Source organism: Dyella sp. (assembly GCF_051954575.1).
Classification (GTDB): domain Bacteria; phylum Pseudomonadota; class Gammaproteobacteria; order Xanthomonadales; family Rhodanobacteraceae; genus Dyella_B.
Window position 1 is genome coordinate 101,756 of the sequence record NZ_JBQCHP010000028.1, and the last position, 15,937, is coordinate 117,692.

A 15,937-nucleotide genomic window follows, 5' to 3' on the forward strand; every position below is an offset into this window, starting at 1 on the left:
CATCAACCACCGAACGGCTGCCCCATGCGCTGCGCAGTGGCTTCGTCCGGGCGCGCCACCAGCGCGCCGGTGCGCATCAGGCTCACATTGTAATGGCCGCCATCGACCAGCGGCAGGAACGCCGCGCTCCCGAACACCACGTCCACTTCGGGAAACCAGCGCGGTATCTGTTTCTTCAGATCAATCAGATCGCCCATGCCGGCCTGGCTGAAGTCGATCACGGTGCGCGGCGCGCTGGTCTCCTGGCTGATGTCGTCGTAGCGCCCGGACATGCGGTCGAGCCGATACAGCGGCGGCAGGCCGGCGAGCATGGCCGGCAGTTTCCACTTCAGCACGATAGCGTCGAGCTGGAAATCGTCGCCGGTCAGCATCAGGTTGCGCGTGGCGCCATCGGGCCAGGTCACGGTCAGCGCCCAGCGTTGGGGCGACAGGATGTGCGCATCGATCTGCACCACCGGCGTTTCTTCGCTCAGAAACCGGTAGCCGCGCAGCGACATGGCCATGCCGCCGAGAAACGTCGCCAGCAGCAGAAACACCACCAATAGCAATGTATGCCCCGCCGCAGTGACATGGCGACGCTGGCGCACGTGCTGGCGCGCCGCCAAGAGCTGCACCAGGGCAAGCAGCAACAGCACACCGGTCAGGATGACCAGCAGGGTGGTGGGCAGACGCAATACTTCGTTCCAGTTCATCGGTTACTCCAGACGTTCTGCAGATCCGTTGCGAGGCCCACATGATAAATGGGTCGCCTTGGCTATACTGCGGGCGTTTTCCGAGGATTCCCTTCCCATGCGCCGATCGATTCTGCTGCTGCCGACCTGTCTCGCCTTCGCTGCGATCGCCGGTTGCGGCAACAAGGGCCCGCTGTACTATCCGCCGCCGACGCAGGCGCCCGCTCATGCCGCGCCAGCTCCCGCATCGGCGCCGGCCAGCTCCAGCAGCGCAGCGGCCAAGCCGAGTGGAAACTGAGAGCCCGATCGACAGCATGGCTCTGCGTTTTTCCAAGATGCACGGCAGCGGCAACGACTTTGCCGTGATCGACAGCCGTGACGGCGCGCTCGCGCTCGATCCGGCCACCATCCGAGCGATGGCCGATCGCCATACCGGCATAGGTTTCGATCAGCTGCTGAGCGTGGAGCCGGCGCGCGATGGCGCCAGCGCCTTTTATTACGGCATCTGGAATGCCGACGGCTCACCGTCGGGCCAATGCGGCAACGGAGTGCGTTGTGTCGCGGCGTGGTTGCAGCGCGCAGGCAGGCTGGCGATCGGCGACACGGTGCAGGTGCAAAGCCCCTCCGGCCCGGTGGCGGTACGCGTGGTGGCGGCAGACCGCGTCACCGTGGACATGGGCGAGCCGGTGTTCGAACCGGCGCGCATCCCGTTCGAGGCCACGCAGAAGGCGGATCGCTATCCGATCGAGGTGGATGGCCAGACGCTGGAGATCGGCGCCGTATCGATGGGCAATCCGCACGCGGTGGTCGTGGTGGACGATCTGCAGGCGCCCGTATGGGCCCGCCTCGGTCCAGCTTTGACCCGCCACGCGCGCTTTCCCGAAGGTGTGAATACCGGTTTCGTGCAGAAGCTGAGTCCGCAACACCTGCGCCTGCGCGTGCATGAACGCGGCTCCGGCTGGACCCTGGCCTGCGGCACCGGCGCCTGTGCGGCGATGGCGGTGTTGCGCCAGCGCGGCGAGGTGGATGCGCAGGTGCGGGTGGATCTTCCGGGCGGCACGCTTGAGATCGATTGGGCCGGTTCCGGCGAACGCCTGTGGATGACCGGCCCGGCGACATTCGTTTATGAAGGGGAATGGTTAGGCCAACATTGATCACGTATCGTCATCCATGTTGCCCCAGGAGATTGATGCGCACGCGCGTCCATCGCACACTCCGTTCCAGGGGTACTCAGAGGTTCCACGCATGACCAACGCCCTGCTCAATGAAACCATCCAGGCCGGCGACGTGGCCGCGTATCTGCGGCGACATCCCGGTTTTCTCAGCGACTATCCGGAACTGGCCACGCTGCTCACACTGCCGCGCGAGCAGGGCGCGGTAGCGTCGCTGGCGGCGTACCAATTGCAGGCCTTGCGCGAGAAGAACACCGAGCTGGAACGCAAGCTGGCCGAATTCACCGCCATCGCCGCCGAGAACGAACGGCTGATGCAGCGCGTGCATGAGCTCAACGTCGCGGTGCTGCGCGCCAATACGCCGATCGTGGCCGCGCGCAGCGTGGTGGCGCGTTTGTCGGAGGATTTCGGCACCGACCAGACCCGCCTGGTAGTGTTCGGCGAAACCATGCTGCCGCCAGCCGACTGGCTGACGCATGAGCCGAGCGGCCGCGCGGCGATGCCGGAATTTGCCGATTTCCTCGCGCATCACGAACCGATTTCCGGACGGCTCTCCGCCGAACGCCTGCAACGGCTGTTCGGCGCGCAAGCGCCGCACATCAAGTCCGCCGCGCTGATGCCGCTGGGGGAACTGGGCCTGCTGGCGCTGGGCAGCCGCGATCCGGATCACTTCCAGCCCGGCATGGGCACGCTGTTCCTGAAGATGATCGCCGCCACCGTCACCGCCGCACTGGCGCGCATGCAGGACGGCGCTTGAGCGCAGCGATGGACGCGCAGCCCCAGGTCGAGGCATGGCTTGTGCGACTGGGTAGCGAACGCAAGGTTTCACCACACACGCTTGAAGGTTATCGCCGCGATCTGGACAAGCTGCTGCGTCACATGCAGAAGCAGCAGATCGCATCGTTCGCGCAATTGCATCCCCAGCACATGCGCGGATTCATCGCCGCCGAACATCGCGCCGGCTTGTCGCCGAAAAGCCTGCAGCGCCTGCTCTCATCCTGCCGCAGCCTGTTTCGCCAACTCACGCGCGAAGGCCTGCTTGCGCACGATCCGCTGGCTGGCGTGCGCGGACCCAAAGTGCATCGCAAGTTGCCGCAGGTGCTGGATGTCGACGAAGCCACCGCGCTGGTGGAAGGCGACGGCAACGATGATGCGCTGGGCGTGCGCGATCGCGCGATGCTGGAACTGTTCTATTCCTCCGGCCTGCGCCTGTCCGAATTGACCGGCTTGCGCTGGCTGGATCTGGATCTGAACGCCGGCGAAGTGCGCGTATTGGGCAAGGGCCAGAAAACACGCATCGTTCCGGTGGGCCGCCATGCCGTCGCCGCCTTGCGCGCCTTGGGCGACGTGGAAGGCCGCGCGCCGGATGCGCCGGTTTTCCGCGGACGCCACGGCGCGCCGATCAGTCCGCGCACGGTGCAGGCGCGCCTGAAACTGCTCGCGTTGCGCCAGGGTTTCGCCAAGCGCGTGCATCCGCACTTGCTGCGTCATACGTTCGCCAGCCACATGCTTGAATCATCCGGCGACCTGCGTGCGGTGCAGGAGTTGCTCGGGCACGCCGACATCGCCACCACGCAGATCTATACGCATCTGGATTTCCAGCACCTGGCCAAGGTCTACGACGCGGCGCATCCGCGTGCGCACAAGCGCACGAGCGGGGGAAACGGCAAAAGCTGATCCCGAAACGCCGGTGTTCCCGCCCGCTTGTGCTTGCCATTGAACAGGCTGCCGCACGGCCCCACATCGTCGGTTCGTATCAAGTGCGGAGTCACCCATGGAATCCTTCCACGCCACCACCATCGTATCGGTGCGCCGGAACGGCCGCGTCGTGATCGGCGGCGACGGCCAGGTCACGCTGGGCAATACGGTGATGAAGGCCAATGCGCGCAAGATCCGCCGCCTCGGCAAGGGCGAGATACTGGCCGGTTTCGCCGGCGCTACAGCCGATGCGTTCACCCTGTTCGAACTGTTCGAGCAGAAGCTGGACAAGCACAGCGGCAACCTCACCCGCGCCGCCGTGGACATGGCCAAGGAATGGCGCACCGATCGCCGCCTGGGCCGGCTCGAAGCGATGCTGGCGGTGGCTGATAAAGAAGCCTCGCTGCTGATCTCCGGCAATGGCGACGTGCTGGAACCCGAACACGGACTGATCGCGATCGGCTCCGGCGGCCCTTACGCACAATCGGCCGCGCTCGCTTTGATGGAAAACACCGATTTGGACGCTCGCGCCATCGTCGAGCGCGCGCTGAAGATCGCCGGCGACATCTGCATCTATACCAATCACAACACCACGATCGAAGAGCTGGGAGTAGCGAACAGCGAATGAACCCACGCGAGGTTCCGCTTTCCATTCCCTATTCCCTACTCACTATTCCCTCGACCGCCATGTCCGAACTCACTCCCCGCGAAATCGTCAACGAACTTGACCGCTTCATCATCGGGCAGCACGACGCCAAACGCGCCGTCGCCATTGCGCTGCGCAATCGCTGGCGCCGCATGCAGCTGGAACCGGCGCTGCGCGAAGAAGTGACGCCGAAGAACATATTGATGATCGGCCCCACCGGCGTCGGCAAGACCGAAATAGCGCGCCGCCTGGCGACGCTGGCCAATGCGCCGTTCGTCAAGGTGGAAGCGACCAAGTTCACCGAGGTGGGCTATGTCGGTAAAGACGTTGAATCGATCGTGCGCGACCTGGCCGACGTGGCGTACAAGCTCACCCGCGAGCTGGCCATGAAGCGCGTGCGTTCGCAGGCCGAAGACCGCGCCGAAGACCGCATCCTCGATGCGCTGCTGCCGCGTCGCATGTCGCCCACCGACTGGACTCACGATCCGACGCCGGCCGCTTCGCTCGAAAACGAAACGCGCCAGAAACTGCGCAAGCAATTGCGCGAAGGCGCGCTGGACGACCGCGAGATCGAGCTCGACTTCGCCATGAACGTCGGCGTGGAAATCATGTCGCCGCCCGGCATGGAAGAAATGGGCCAGCAGTTGCGCCAGATGTTCCAGAACATCGGCGGCGCACGCACGCAGAAGCGCAAGCTGGCGATCAAGGTGGCGCGCCCGCTGCTGGTTGACGAGGAGGCCGGCAAGCTGCTCAACGAGGAAGAAGTGCGCGCGCAGGCAGTGGAGGCGGCCGAGCAGAACGGCATCGTCTTCATCGACGAGATCGACAAGATCGCGCAGCGCTCCGAATGGGGTGGCGCCGGCGTAAGCCGCGAAGGCGTGCAGCGCGACCTGCTGCCATTGGTGGAAGGCTCGACCGTGTCCACCAAGTACGGCCCGATCAAGACCGACCATGTGCTGTTCATTGCCTCGGGCGCGTTCTCGCTGGCCAAGCCGTCGGACCTGATCCCGGAACTGCAAGGCCGCCTGCCTATCCGTGTCGAACTGGACGCGCTCTCGGTAGACGACTTCAAGCGCATCCTGCGCGAGCCGCACAACGCGCTGACCAAGCAGTACGTGGCCCTGCTCAGCACCGAGGGCGTGACCCTCACCTTCAACGACGCCGGCATCGACCGCCTGGCCGAGGTGGCCTATCAGGTGAACGAGCGCACAGAGAACATCGGCGCCCGCCGCCTGCACACGGTAATGGAACGCCTGCTGGAGAAGATCTCCTATGAAGCTGCAGACAAATCCGGCGAAAATTACCTTATCGACGCCGAATATGTGGACAAAAACCTGGGCAGCCTGGTCAAGGACGAGGATTTGAGCCGGTACATCCTCTGATCGCGCGGCTTTCTATTAACTAATTGAATTTCCTTTATATATTTCCTGAACAACGGGAGTTAGCGAGCTGTAAACAAGCGGCCAGACCCCCTCTGATAAAATGGCGGCTATGGGTACGATCATTGAACTGAAGACCACTGGCCCGCGTGCGCAGCTCCGCGAAGCGCAACAGAAACAGCAGCTGGTGCGTCTATGGCGCGGCGAATTGGAACACGGCAGCTTCTGCGGTTATGTCGGCAGCATCGGCCGTGAATTTTTCCTGTTGTGGGTGGTAGGTGACGGCATTACCTACGACGGCATGTATGTGATGCGTCACCGCGACATCACCGAGCTGGAAACCCCGGACAAGCACGCCAGCTTCATGGAAAAAGCGCTGGTGCTGAAGAACCTGGTGCCGCGCCTTCCGCGCAGCTTCCCGCTCGACAACATCCGCGATGTGGTGCAAGCCGCCAGCGCGATGGCGCCGGTGATCGGCGTGCACGTGGACAGCGAGGACGAGTCGGAGGTGTGCTACATCGGCCGGCTGATCAGCGTCGAGGACGACGGCTTCAACCTGCAGGAAATCACGCCCGACGCCGAATGGCTGCGCGAGCCGTCGTTCTTCTCCTGGGACGAGGTGTCCACGGTGACGATGGAAGATGGCTACGCGCAATCCCTGCTGGCTGTCGCGGGCGCGCCGCCGCCGCTGTTGCAGGGCGATTCCGGCGTGGGCCGGGCGCAGTGATGAAATGAGATGTTGCATAAAACAGCCCGCCAATTGGCGGGCTGTTTTTCTTCGCTTACTCCCTCCCCTGCTTGGCGGGGGAGGGCCGGGATGGGGTTGCATGAGCTTGCCGCGCCGCTGAAATTCACGGCGCACTTGCTCGGGCTGCAAGCGCGCATCAAGGCGATTCTCATCGGCCGAACAAATGCCGCCGCGCCTCTTCATCGGTACGCAAATCCGTACGCCCTTCGATGGTGTCGGCAATCGCATAAGCACGACGCGTTGCTTCGCGCGCACCGATCCGCTCGAACCATTGCTTCAACTGCGGAAAATCCGCCAGCCGCATGCCCTGGTTTTCGTAGGGCACGATCCACGGATAGGCCGCCATATCGGCAATGCTGTATTCGCCGCCCGCAATGAAATCACGGCCTTCCAGCCGCTTGTCCAGAACGCCGTACAGGCGGCGTGTTTCGCGCACGTAGCGGTCGATCGCGTAAGGAATCTTTTCCGGCGCGTAGCGATTGAAATGATGGTTCTGTCCCAGCATCGGGCCGAGACCACCCACCTGCCAGAACAGCCACTCCATCACCGTGGCACGGCCGCGCAGGTCCGTCGGCAGGAAGCGTCCGGTTTTTTCGGCCAGGTACTGCAGGATCGCCCCCGACTCGAACACGCTGACCGGTTCGCCACCGTCCGCAGGTTTGGTATCGACAATCGCAGGCATGCGGTTGTTGGGCGAGATCTTCAGGAACGCCGGCTCGAATTGCTCGCCCTTGCCGATGTTCACCGGTTTGATGGTGTAGGGCAGGCCGGTTTCTTCCAGGAACAGCGTGATTTTGTGGCCGTTCGGCGTAGGCCAGTAATAGAGCTCGATCATGATCGGTTCCAGCGCGCAAAGCATTCACCGTCGGGGCGGCGAGCTGCGCTTTCAAGGCACGCTACCCTCGCCGTGCTTCTGCGTTTACGCTCTCGCTTGTCTTTCCTCCCTCTGAGAGCGTCATGACCCGCCTGGTCGTCGTCGGCAGCATCAACATGGATTTGGTCACGGTGGCGAAACGCTTTCCGTCACCGGGTGAAACCTTGCTCGGCGAGCGCTTTCTCTCCGTGCACGGCGGCAAAGGCGGCAACCAGGCTGTCGCCGCCGCGCGACTCGGCGCCGAGGTGCACATGATCGGTGCGGTGGGTGACGATGCATTCGCTCAACCGCTCTGCGAAGGGCTGGCGACGGAAGGCGTTGCGCTAACGCATGTCGAGCGCATCGCCAACTGCAGCAGCGGCACTGCATCGATCACTGTCGCCGGCGGCGAAAACGAAATTGTCGTCGTACCCGGCGCGAACGCGCGACTGCAGCCATTGCATGTCGCCAAGGCGCAGCACCTTATAGGAAGCGCGAATGCGGTCCTGGTGCAGATGGAAATTCCGCTCGAAACCGTGGAAGCCACGCTGCGCATCGCACATGCGCAACAGGTACCCGTCATTCTCAACCCCGCGCCTGCGCAACCGTTGCCGATGGAATGGCTGCGCCTGGCGCACTACATCACTCCAAACCAGCACGAACTGGCGATCCTGCTCGGTGCCGATCCGGCTGATGATTTTCGCGATCTGATGCGCCGCGCACCGTGTCCGGTGGTGCTGACACGCGGCGCTGAAGGCGCGTGGTTCCGCGAAGAAGACGAACCACATCATCAGCCTGGCTTCGACGTGGAAGTGGTGGACAGCACCGGTGCGGGTGATACGTTCAACGCGGCGCTCGCCGTGTTCCTTCACGAAGGCCTGCCCATTGCCGTGCGCAAGGCTTGCGCCGCCGCGGCTTTGTCCGTCACGCGTCTCGGCGCGCGCGGCGGCATGCCGCATCCTGCTGAAGTGGATGCCTTGCTGGCGCGTCAGCGAGTTTGATTACTTGCCGATGCAGAAGGAACTGAAAATCGCCCCAAGCAGGTCATCGCTGGTATAGGTGCCGGTGATTTCGCCAAGTGCGTGCTGCGCATGGCGAAGTTCTTCGGCAGCGAGTTCGCCGGCATGGCTATCGGCCAGTACCTTCGCAGCGCGATGCAAATGCTCGGCCGCCTGTTCGAGTGCGAGCACGTGCCGCCGGCGTGCGCTGAAGGCGCCTTCGCCGCTGCCGGCACCGGCCAGTTGTTTCAGATGTTCGCGCAAGGCATCCAGGCCTGCGCCGGTCTTGACGGAAAGCCACAGCCACATCGCATCATGGTGTATTTGTGCGTGTGCGTTGGTATTGCCGAGGTCGATCTTGTTGATCACCACGATGCGCTCGATGCTGGGCGGAAGATCGCGCAACCAGGCGAGATCATCGTTCGCGTTCTGCGCATCGGTGACCAGCAGCACGACGTCGGCGCGCTCGCGTTCGCTGTGCGCACGGCGTACGCCTTCGCGTTCGACCGGATCGTGCGTGTCGCGCAGGCCCGCGGTATCGGCGAGTTCCAGTGCGATGCCATCGAGCGAAATGCTTTCGCGCAAGACATCGCGCGTGGTGCCGGCGATATCGGTGACGATTGCGCGTTCGCTGCCGGCAAGTGCATTGAGCAGGCTGGATTTGCCGGCGTTCGGACGGCCGACAATGGCGACGCGCAAGCCATCGTTGAGGCGCACGCCGCGTTGCGCTTCGCGCAACAGCTCGAAAAGTTGTGCACGCAGCAATGCCAGCTTTTGCGTGATCGCGGGATCGGCGAGAAAGTCGATTTCTTCTTCGGGAAAATCGATTGCCGCTTCGATATGCACGCGCAAGGCGATCAAGGCTTGCAGCAAGGCCTCGACCTTGCGCGAAAACACGCCTTCCATCGACTGCAGCGCAGCGCGCGCACCGGCTTGCGAACGTGCGGCGATCAGGTCCGCGACGGCTTCCGCCTGCGCAAGATCGAGCTTGCCGTTGAGAAACGCGCGCTCGGTGAATTCACCTGGACGGGCGAGACGCGCGCCGAGTTCGCACACGCGGCGCAGCAATGCATCGAGCAACACCGAACTGCCGTGGCCTTGCAGCTCCAGCACGTGTTCACCGGTGTAGGAAGCCGGAGCAGGGAAGTACAGCAGCAGGCCACGATCGATCAGCGCCGCGTCAGCGCCGCGGAACGCCGCAAAATGCACGTGGCGTGAGGTCGGCGTACGACCCAGCAGCGCTTGCGCAATGCGCGGTACGTGTGGGCCGGATACGCGCACGATGCCGACGCCGGCCGCACCGGGTGCACTGGCGATGGCGGCGATGGTGTCGTTATCGAAAGCGGGTGCGGTCATGGCGTATCAGCATAACCGCAGCAGGCGGCCCATGGCCGCCCGCGCGATAGCTATCAGGTGGCCGCCTTGGCCGGCGCGGCGTCGGCGCGGCGCATCATCCACCACTGCTGCAGCAGGCGGCAGATGCCGTTGACCGCGTAGTAGAGCACCAGGCCGGATGGGAAGAACAGGAAGATCACCGCGAACATCAGCGGCATGAACTTCATCATCTTCTGCTGCGCTGGATCCATGCCGGGCTGCACCGGCATCAACCACTGCTGCGCGAGCATCACGATGGTGTACAGCACCGGCAGCACGAAGTACGGATCGGCGGCGGACAGATCGTGGATCCAGCCGAAGAACGGCGCCTGGCGCAGTTCCACGCTGTCGCGCAGCACGTAATACAAACCATAGAAGATCGGGATGGTGATCAGCAGCGGGAAGCAGCCAGCGGCTGGATTCACTTTTTCCTTCTTGTACAGCTCCATCATCGCCTGCTGCATCTTCTGGCGATCGTCGCCGTAGCGTTCCTTCAAGGAATCGATGCGCGGCTTGAGCTTGCGCATCTTGTTGGCCGATTCGAACTGTGCATTGGTGAGCTTGAAGGTGGCCAGATTGATCAGCAGCACCAGCAGCACGATCGCCACGCCCCAGTTACCGGTGAGCTTGTGCAGCTGCGCGAGCGTCCAGTGCAGTGGCTCGGCGAAGATCTTCAGCATGCCGTAGTCGGTGGTCAGATCCAGTCCCGGCGCAATGGCGCCGAGCTGATCGGAGAGCTTCGGGCCCACATACAGCCGCGCCGTGCTGCTGGCCTGCTGGCCCGGTGCCACGCTGAACTGCGCGCCGACACTGCGGATCACGTAGTGCGGCTTGCCGTTGGCCTGGTCGATGACGGCGGTGGAGTAGCTGTCGGTTTCCTTCGCTGGCGGAATCCACGCCCCGAGGAAGTAGTTCTGCATCATGGCCACCCAGCCGCCGGTCACCTGGCGCTGCTCCAGCGGCTTTTTCTGGAACTCGGTGAATTCCAGCTTGTTGAATTTTTCTTCCGGGCTGTACCACGCGGCGCCGAAGAAGCCGTAGCGCGACTGGTCGGAAATGCGCTGTAGGAAGTTGCTGTAGACCGGCGCCGGGCGATCCACGCGCTGCAGCTGGCGATACGCCTGGCCGTTCCAGGGCTTGCCGCTGCCGTTGTCGACCTGCTGGTCGAGATCGATCACGTAGCTGCCGCGATGGAAGGCGTACCGCTTGACGACCTTGATGCCGGAAGCGTCGGTCCAGGTCAGGTCGACATTCAGCGCATCCTGACCGGGAGCCAGCTCGTAGCTGGTCTGGGCTGCCTGGAAGATCGCGCGATGATCGGGCGCTGCGCCGTCAGCGCTGACCAATCCGCTTTGTGCGGCGAAGTAATCGTTGGCGCCATCGTCGAGCAGGCGGATCGGCGCGGGGTTGGGATCTTTCTTCGTGCGCGGCGTCACCGGGTATTGCAGCAACTCCGAACGCACGATGCTGCCGCCACGTGTATCGATGGTCAGCCGCAGCACGTCGGTGCTGACGGTGACGAGCTGGGCCGTTCCCGTTTCGCCGCCGGCGCTGTTGGCGATCGTCGGCGGCGTGCCCTGCGTGGCGTTGTTGTCAGCGGTGCTGCTGCTCGCCGTGGTTTGCGCAGGCGGGTGCGGGCCGTAATCCTGTTCCCATTGCTGGAACAACAGATACGCCACAGCCAGCAGGGCAAAGAGTAGGAAGGTGCGCGTTTGATTCATCGCGTAGCGATCCGGATAAGGCCCTGCCATGGGGGACCCAGGCGAAGGACGGAAAGAGGGAAGGTCAGCACGCCATTGTGGAGGTGTCGCCTTCACGCTTCAACGGCGGCAATTTGCGCCACAGCGCATCGAGCTCGGCCAGCAGTACGGCGCCGGGCAGGGCGCAGGCCTGATCGCGCGCCATCACCATCAAGTCGACCGGAGGCAGCGTGTGGCGGGCGCGGCGAAATGACTCGCGTACCAATCGCTTGATGCGATTGCGATCCACCGCGCGCTTGGAGACCCGCTTGGAAATGGCAAGACCGAGCCGCGCGTGGCCCAGTTCGTTGTGCCGATAGCGCACAGAAAAACAGCGGCCGCCGAGGCGACCGCTGGCTTGACGCAAGACCGCAAAGTCACCGGCTCGGCGAATCCGCGCCTTGCGCGGCAGGCCGGCGGTGCCCATGGACGCGGTCGCTTGTTACGGGATCAGGCGCTTACGGCCCTTGGCGCGACGTGCATTGAGCACCTTGCGACCATCGGCCGTGGCCATGCGAGCACGAAAGCCGTGCGTGCGGGCGCGCTTGAGCTTGCTGGGCTGGAAGGTCCGCTTCATGGCTTCCTCCTAAGTGTATGGGTGAAAAAGATCGCGGAGTATGCGCAATCGGACCGCCTCATGTCAAATGTGGCGGCGCTCGAAGCTTGTGGATATCCGTGTGGATAGTTGCCCCGTTCCTGCTGGTAGACTTCCCGGTCCACCCTGCGCGAAAGCGCCCCTGCTGTGGTTGAAAGTATCCATGAGTGACTTGTGGCGGCGCTGTCTGGAGCGTCTTGAAGGTGAATTGAGCGCCGAGGACCTGCACACCTGGCTGATGCCGCTGCAGGCGCGTGACGATGCGGAAGGTTTGCAGCTTTACGCGCCAAATCCCTACACGTTGGATGCTGTTCGCGACCGTTATCTGCCGCGCATCGAGGCCGTGCTGGCCTTGCTCAACGGGCACAGCCTGCCGGTGCGGCTGGAAGTGGGTTCCAGCAGTGGTGCCGCAAACAACGCCGGCCGTCCCATGTCGGCGCCGGTCGCCAAAGTGGGCAGCGTTGCGGAAGCGGCGCCGGTGCATTTTCACCACAACCTCGACCCGCACTACACCTTCGAGACCTTCGTGGAAGGCAAGTCCAACCAGCTCGGCAAGGCCGCTGCGATGCAGGTGGCGCAGAACCCTGGGCGCGCTTACAACCCGCTGCTGCTGTACGGCGGCACGGGCCTGGGCAAGACCCACTTGATGCACGCCGCCGGCAACCTTATGCGCGAGCACAATCCGAACTTCAAGGTGCTGTACCTGCGCTCGGAGCAGTTCGTGGGCTCGATGATCGAAGCGCTGCGCACCAAGAGCATGGACGAATTCAAGCGTCGCTTCCGTTCGGTGGATGCGCTCTTGATCGACGATATCCAGTTCTTCGCCGGCAAGGACACTACGCAGGAAGAGTTTTTCCACACCTTCAATGCATTGTTCGAATCCAAGCAGCAGATCATCCTGACCTGCGACCGTTATCCCAAGGAGGTCGACAAGCTTGAGCCGCGCCTGAAATCGCGCTTGGGGTGGGGCTTGTCGGTGGCGATCGAGCCGCCGGATTTCGAAACCCGCGCTGCAATTTTGCTGGCCAAGGCGCACGATAAGGGCGTACGCGTGAGCGAGGACGTCGCGATGCTGCTGGCCAAGCGCATCCGTTCCAACGTGCGCGATCTGGAAGGTGCGCTCAACACGCTCGCCGCCCGCGCCAATTTCTACGGCCGTCCGATTACCACGGATTTCGCGGAGGAAACCTTGCGCGATCTGCTGGCCACGCACGCGCAAGCGGTCACGGTGCCGAACATCCAGAAGATCGTCGCCGAATATTTCGGTGTGCGCCTGCAGGATCTGCTCTCCAAGCGTCGCGTGCGTTCACTGGCACGGCCGCGTCAGATTGCAATGGCCTTGTCCAAGGAATTGACCGAACACAGTCTGCCTGAAATCGGCGAAGCCTTCGGCGGCCGCGACCACACCACGGTGCTGCATGCCTGCCGCACCATCCGCAAGATTTGCGAGACCGATACGCGCATGCGCCAGGACTGGGAACAGCTGATTCGCAGCCTCACCGGTTAAGCAATGCAGGCGATGGGCGATCTCGTCGCAGTGCATACTTGAACAAGTGCTTGAAAAGTAGGCGGGTATCCTGTGGATAATATGAAGACGCCTTGACCCGCCAAAGTTATCCACCGGCGATGCACAAGTCGCGAAGCGTTCAAGGCACAAGGGGATCTGTGGCAACCCTCTGTATCTTAAGGATAATTTGGACTTTTCAAGTTATCCACGCCCCCAGCAGCAACCACCATTCTTCTTTTAAAAACAGAACTGCAGGATAGGGAAAGCACAAACATGCAATTCAGCATCCAACGAGAAGCTCTGCTTAAACCCCTGCAGCAGGTCGTCGGTGTCGTGGAACGTCGTCAGACGCTGCCGGTACTGGCCAACCTCTTGGTGAAAGTGGCAGGCGGCAAACTGTCCTTCACCGGCACCGACCTGGAAGTCGAAATGGTTGCCGCCACCGAAGCGGAAAAGCTGGTGGACGGTGAAACCACCATCCCAGCGCGCAAGTTGTTCGACATCGTTCGCGCACTGCCGGATGGTGCGAAGATCGAGCTGAAACAGAATGGCGATCGTGTCGCGCTCAACGCCGGACGCAGTCGTTTCACGCTCGCCACGCTGCCAGCCACTGAATTTCCGACCGTCGACGAAATAGAACTGGTCGAACGTGTGAGCCTTCCCGAGGAAGTGCTGCGCGATCTGATGGAACGCACCGCATTCGCGATGGCGAATCAGGATGTTCGCTATTACCTCAACGGTATGTTGCTGGATCTGCAGGAACACGCATTGCGTTGCGTGGCGACGGACGGTCATCGCCTGGCACTGAAGGAAACGCGGCTCGACAGCAAGGTTTCCACGCGCCGGCAGATCATCATTCCGCGCAAGGGCGTCAATGAGCTGGTTGGTTTGCTCGAATCGGGCGACGGTTCGGTGGAGCTGGAGTTCGGCCGGAATCATCTGCGCGTGCGCCGCGGCGAAGTCGTGTTCACTTCGAAATTGATCGATGGCCGCTTCCCGGACTACGAAGCGGTGATTCCGCTGGGTGCGGACAAGACCGCCACGCTCGATCGCGAAGTGTTGCGCGGGGCGTTGCAGCGAGCAGCGATTCTTTCGAACGAGAAATACCGCGGCGTAAAGCTGGAGTTTTCGCCCAGCAAGCTGCGCATCGTCGCGCACAACCCGGAACAGGAAGAGGCGGTGGAGGAGGTCGAAGCCGAGACCGGCGTTTCGGATCTCACCGTCGGGTTCAACGTGGGTTATCTGTTGGATGCGTTGGCAGCGCTGCGTGGTGAAAAGGCCCGTTTGAGCCTGCGCGATGCGCAGTCCAGCTGCCTGGTGCAGGAAGGCGAAAGCGAGCAATCTCGCCATGTGATCATGCCGTTGCGGCTCTGAATAGCCTTGATGCTCGATAGCAGACAGTGGTTGCCCACTCGACGCCGGAGCCCAAAGCTCCGGCGTCGTCGTTTGGGAGTGTGCCGTTCATGAGGTTGGAGCGTCTGCAGCTGCAGGGATTGCGTTGCGTGAGTGAAGCGACGCTGGAGCTCGCGCCTGGCTTCAATGTGCTGGTCGGCGCCAACGGAGCAGGCAAGACCTCCGTGTTGGAAGCGGCCTTCCTGCTTTCGCATGGTCGTTCCTTTCGCAGCGGTGCGCGGGAAGCCCTGGTGCAGCGGGGTGCTTCCGGTTTGAACATTTTTTCAAGCGTGCGGCACGAGGACGCTGTCCTACATCGGCTCGGGCTGGGCCGGGAAGGCGCCCGTTGGAACGCTCGCCTGGATAGCGCAGATGTTTCGGTAGGGGAACTCATCCGTGAATGCGCCGTTGTCTGTTTTGAACCTGGTTCACATGCACTGATCGCTGGCGCGGCGGACGAACGGCGCCGATTTCTGGACTGGGGGGTGTTCCACGTGGAACACGAATTCCTGCCCGCATGGCGCAGGTACCAGCGCGCGCTCAAGCAACGAAACAGTTTGCTGCGCAGCTCGTCGGCCCTGGACGATGCCCTTGTGGGCCCGTGGGAGCACGAGCTAGCGCGCATGGGCAGTTTGATCGACCGCTGGCGCAGGAACTACCTGGATGCCTTGCTGCCGTTTCTTCGGGAGCAAGCGGCCCAGCTGCTCCCAGAGCTCGGGGATGTGGAGCTTCGTTACCGGCCCGGCTGGGCGGATGGCGAAAACCTGGTCGATGTGCTCGCTGCGCAGCGCCTTCGTGACCAGGGCAGGGGGCACACCACCTCAGGCGCTCATCGGGCGGACTGGTCGCTTTCTTTCCAGCACGCTCCGCAGAGGGAGCATCTTTCGCGCGGCCAGGAAAAGCTGACCGCACTGATTTGCGTACTGGCCCAGGCGTGGCTGGATGCGAAGCACCGGGGAGAATGGCCGATCGTGTGCCTGGATGACTTGGCGTCGGAGCTCGACCAGGCTCATCAAGTCGCCGTGGTCGCCAGCCTAAGGCAGACGTCTGCCCAGGTGCTGATTACGGGCACAGAACTGCCCACGGTGCTGGAACACACGCCGGTAAGACTGTTCCACGTGGAACAGGGCGCATTGACGCCCCTGCTATAATTGACCGGTTGCAT

General features: G+C 62.9%; 17 protein-coding genes. 11 read left to right on the top strand and 6 right to left on the bottom strand.

The window, feature by feature from the left end; genetic code table 11:
* Nucleotides 1-2: 2 nt before the first annotated feature.
* Entirely contained in the window at nt 3-692 is a 690-nt protein-coding gene (locus ACTHNE_RS03765) for a hypothetical protein (protein ID WP_324940210.1), read from the bottom strand.
* 97 nt (nt 693-789) lie between these two features.
* Between ACTHNE_RS03765 and lptM the strand changes: the two genes are divergently transcribed.
* The 7 genes from lptM to ACTHNE_RS03800 all read left to right on the top strand — a co-directional run bounded on the left by lptM (nt 790) and on the right by ACTHNE_RS03800 (nt 6,293).
* Nucleotides 790-969 (top strand): LPS translocon maturation chaperone LptM, encoded by a 180-nt coding sequence (gene lptM / locus ACTHNE_RS03770; RefSeq protein ID WP_324940207.1) that lies wholly within the window; start codon nt 790-792, stop codon nt 967-969.
* Nucleotides 970-985: 16 nt separating this feature from the next.
* On the top strand, nt 986-1,825 hold the full coding sequence (gene dapF / locus ACTHNE_RS03775; RefSeq protein ID WP_324940204.1) for a diaminopimelate epimerase: 840 nt from the start codon (nt 986-988) through the stop codon (nt 1,823-1,825).
* 91 nt (nt 1,826-1,916) lie between these two features.
* Complete coding sequence (locus ACTHNE_RS03780; protein ID WP_440268592.1) at nt 1,917-2,600, top strand: DUF484 family protein; 684 nt, start codon at nt 1,917-1,919, stop codon at nt 2,598-2,600.
* Between the two features lie 8 nt (nt 2,601-2,608).
* A complete protein-coding gene (gene xerC, locus ACTHNE_RS03785) occupies nt 2,609-3,520 on the top strand; it encodes a tyrosine recombinase XerC (protein ID WP_324940198.1) in 912 nt (303 codons plus the stop codon).
* A gap of 97 nt (nt 3,521-3,617) precedes the next feature.
* Nucleotides 3,618-4,169, top strand: a complete 552-nt coding sequence (gene hslV / locus ACTHNE_RS03790) for an ATP-dependent protease subunit HslV (protein ID WP_324940195.1) — start codon at nt 3,618-3,620, stop codon at nt 4,167-4,169.
* A 59-nt stretch (nt 4,170-4,228) separates the two neighbouring features.
* Nucleotides 4,229-5,569 (top strand): ATP-dependent protease ATPase subunit HslU, encoded by a 1,341-nt coding sequence (gene hslU / locus ACTHNE_RS03795; protein ID WP_440268622.1) that lies wholly within the window; start codon nt 4,229-4,231, stop codon nt 5,567-5,569.
* Nucleotides 5,570-5,678: 109 nt separating this feature from the next.
* On the top strand, nt 5,679-6,293 hold the full coding sequence (locus tag ACTHNE_RS03800) for a hypothetical protein (RefSeq protein ID WP_324940192.1): 615 nt from the start codon (nt 5,679-5,681) through the stop codon (nt 6,291-6,293).
* A 169-nt stretch (nt 6,294-6,462) separates the two neighbouring features.
* On the opposite strand, the gene ACTHNE_RS03805 is transcribed toward ACTHNE_RS03800, so the two are convergent.
* The gene (locus ACTHNE_RS03805; protein ID WP_324940189.1) at nt 6,463-7,149 is read right to left on the bottom strand and encodes a glutathione binding-like protein; all 687 of its coding nucleotides are present in this window, start codon (nt 7,147-7,149) and stop codon (nt 6,463-6,465) included.
* A 122-nt stretch (nt 7,150-7,271) separates the two neighbouring features.
* Between ACTHNE_RS03805 and rbsK the strand changes: the two genes are divergently transcribed.
* The gene (gene rbsK, locus ACTHNE_RS03810) at nt 7,272-8,168 is read left to right on the top strand and encodes a ribokinase (RefSeq protein WP_324940186.1); all 897 of its coding nucleotides are present in this window, start codon (nt 7,272-7,274) and stop codon (nt 8,166-8,168) included.
* On the opposite strand, the gene mnmE is transcribed toward rbsK, so the two are convergent.
* From mnmE to rpmH, 4 genes are read right to left on the bottom strand one after another with little or no spacing between them, the layout of a single operon-like run.
* Nucleotides 8,169-9,521: a tRNA uridine-5-carboxymethylaminomethyl(34) synthesis GTPase MnmE gene (mnmE, locus tag ACTHNE_RS03815; protein ID WP_440268593.1), complete on the bottom strand. Its 1,353-nt coding sequence runs from the start codon at nt 9,519-9,521 to the stop codon at nt 8,169-8,171.
* A gap of 53 nt (nt 9,522-9,574) precedes the next feature.
* Complete coding sequence (gene yidC / locus ACTHNE_RS03820; RefSeq protein WP_440268594.1) at nt 9,575-11,290, bottom strand: membrane protein insertase YidC; 1,716 nt, start codon at nt 11,288-11,290, stop codon at nt 9,575-9,577.
* Between the two features lie 34 nt (nt 11,291-11,324).
* Nucleotides 11,325-11,705, bottom strand: coding sequence for a ribonuclease P protein component (gene rnpA, locus ACTHNE_RS03825; protein WP_440268595.1), 381 nt, complete (start codon nt 11,703-11,705; stop codon nt 11,325-11,327).
* Between the two features lie 15 nt (nt 11,706-11,720).
* Nucleotides 11,721-11,855, bottom strand: a complete 135-nt coding sequence (rpmH, locus tag ACTHNE_RS03830; RefSeq protein ID WP_007510029.1) for a 50S ribosomal protein L34 — start codon at nt 11,853-11,855, stop codon at nt 11,721-11,723.
* 181 nt (nt 11,856-12,036) lie between these two features.
* On the opposite strand from rpmH, the gene dnaA reads away from it, so the two are divergent.
* The 3 genes from dnaA to recF all read left to right on the top strand — a co-directional run bounded on the left by dnaA (nt 12,037) and on the right by recF (nt 15,923).
* The gene (gene dnaA, locus ACTHNE_RS03835; RefSeq protein ID WP_440268596.1) at nt 12,037-13,380 is read left to right on the top strand and encodes a chromosomal replication initiator protein DnaA; all 1,344 of its coding nucleotides are present in this window, start codon (nt 12,037-12,039) and stop codon (nt 13,378-13,380) included.
* Between the two features lie 273 nt (nt 13,381-13,653).
* Nucleotides 13,654-14,754 carry a DNA polymerase III subunit beta gene (gene dnaN / locus ACTHNE_RS03840; protein ID WP_324940157.1) on the top strand — a complete coding sequence of 367 codons (1,101 nt, stop codon included), beginning with the start codon at nt 13,654-13,656 and terminating at the stop codon, nt 14,752-14,754.
* Nucleotides 14,755-14,843: 89 nt separating this feature from the next.
* Nucleotides 14,844-15,923, top strand: a complete 1,080-nt coding sequence (gene recF, locus ACTHNE_RS03845; RefSeq protein ID WP_324940235.1) for a DNA replication/repair protein RecF — start codon at nt 14,844-14,846, stop codon at nt 15,921-15,923.
* Nucleotides 15,924-15,937: the final 14 nt, after the last annotated feature.

Bases quoted from the DNA above. Each gene is read 5' to 3' on its own strand.
- ACTHNE_RS03765 (WP_324940210.1), bottom strand. From the start codon at position 692: ATGAACTGGAACGAAGTATTGCGTCTGCCCACCACCCTGCTGGTCATC.
- ACTHNE_RS03805 (WP_324940189.1), bottom strand. From the start codon at position 7,149: ATGATCGAGCTCTATTACTGGCCTACGCCGAACGGCCACAAAATCACG.
- mnmE (WP_440268593.1), bottom strand. From the start codon at position 9,521: ATGACCGCACCCGCTTTCGATAACGACACCATCGCCGCCATCGCCAGT.
- rnpA (WP_440268595.1), bottom strand. From the start codon at position 11,705: ATGGGCACCGCCGGCCTGCCGCGCAAGGCGCGGATTCGCCGAGCCGGT.
- dnaA (WP_440268596.1), top strand. From the start codon at position 12,037: ATGAGTGACTTGTGGCGGCGCTGTCTGGAGCGTCTTGAAGGTGAATTG.
- dapF (WP_324940204.1), top strand. From the start codon at position 986: ATGGCTCTGCGTTTTTCCAAGATGCACGGCAGCGGCAACGACTTTGCC.
- rpmH (WP_007510029.1), bottom strand. From the start codon at position 11,855: ATGAAGCGGACCTTCCAGCCCAGCAAGCTCAAGCGCGCCCGCACGCAC.
- xerC (WP_324940198.1), top strand. From the start codon at position 2,609: ATGGACGCGCAGCCCCAGGTCGAGGCATGGCTTGTGCGACTGGGTAGC.
- hslU (WP_440268622.1), top strand. From the start codon at position 4,229: ATGTCCGAACTCACTCCCCGCGAAATCGTCAACGAACTTGACCGCTTC.
- ACTHNE_RS03800 (WP_324940192.1), top strand. From the start codon at position 5,679: ATGGGTACGATCATTGAACTGAAGACCACTGGCCCGCGTGCGCAGCTC.
- rbsK (WP_324940186.1), top strand. From the start codon at position 7,272: ATGACCCGCCTGGTCGTCGTCGGCAGCATCAACATGGATTTGGTCACG.
- ACTHNE_RS03780 (WP_440268592.1), top strand. From the start codon at position 1,917: ATGACCAACGCCCTGCTCAATGAAACCATCCAGGCCGGCGACGTGGCC.
- yidC (WP_440268594.1), bottom strand. From the start codon at position 11,290: ATGGCAGGGCCTTATCCGGATCGCTACGCGATGAATCAAACGCGCACC.
- recF (WP_324940235.1), top strand. From the start codon at position 14,844: ATGAGGTTGGAGCGTCTGCAGCTGCAGGGATTGCGTTGCGTGAGTGAA.
- dnaN (WP_324940157.1), top strand. From the start codon at position 13,654: ATGCAATTCAGCATCCAACGAGAAGCTCTGCTTAAACCCCTGCAGCAG.
- hslV (WP_324940195.1), top strand. From the start codon at position 3,618: ATGGAATCCTTCCACGCCACCACCATCGTATCGGTGCGCCGGAACGGC.
- lptM (WP_324940207.1), top strand. From the start codon at position 790: ATGCGCCGATCGATTCTGCTGCTGCCGACCTGTCTCGCCTTCGCTGCG.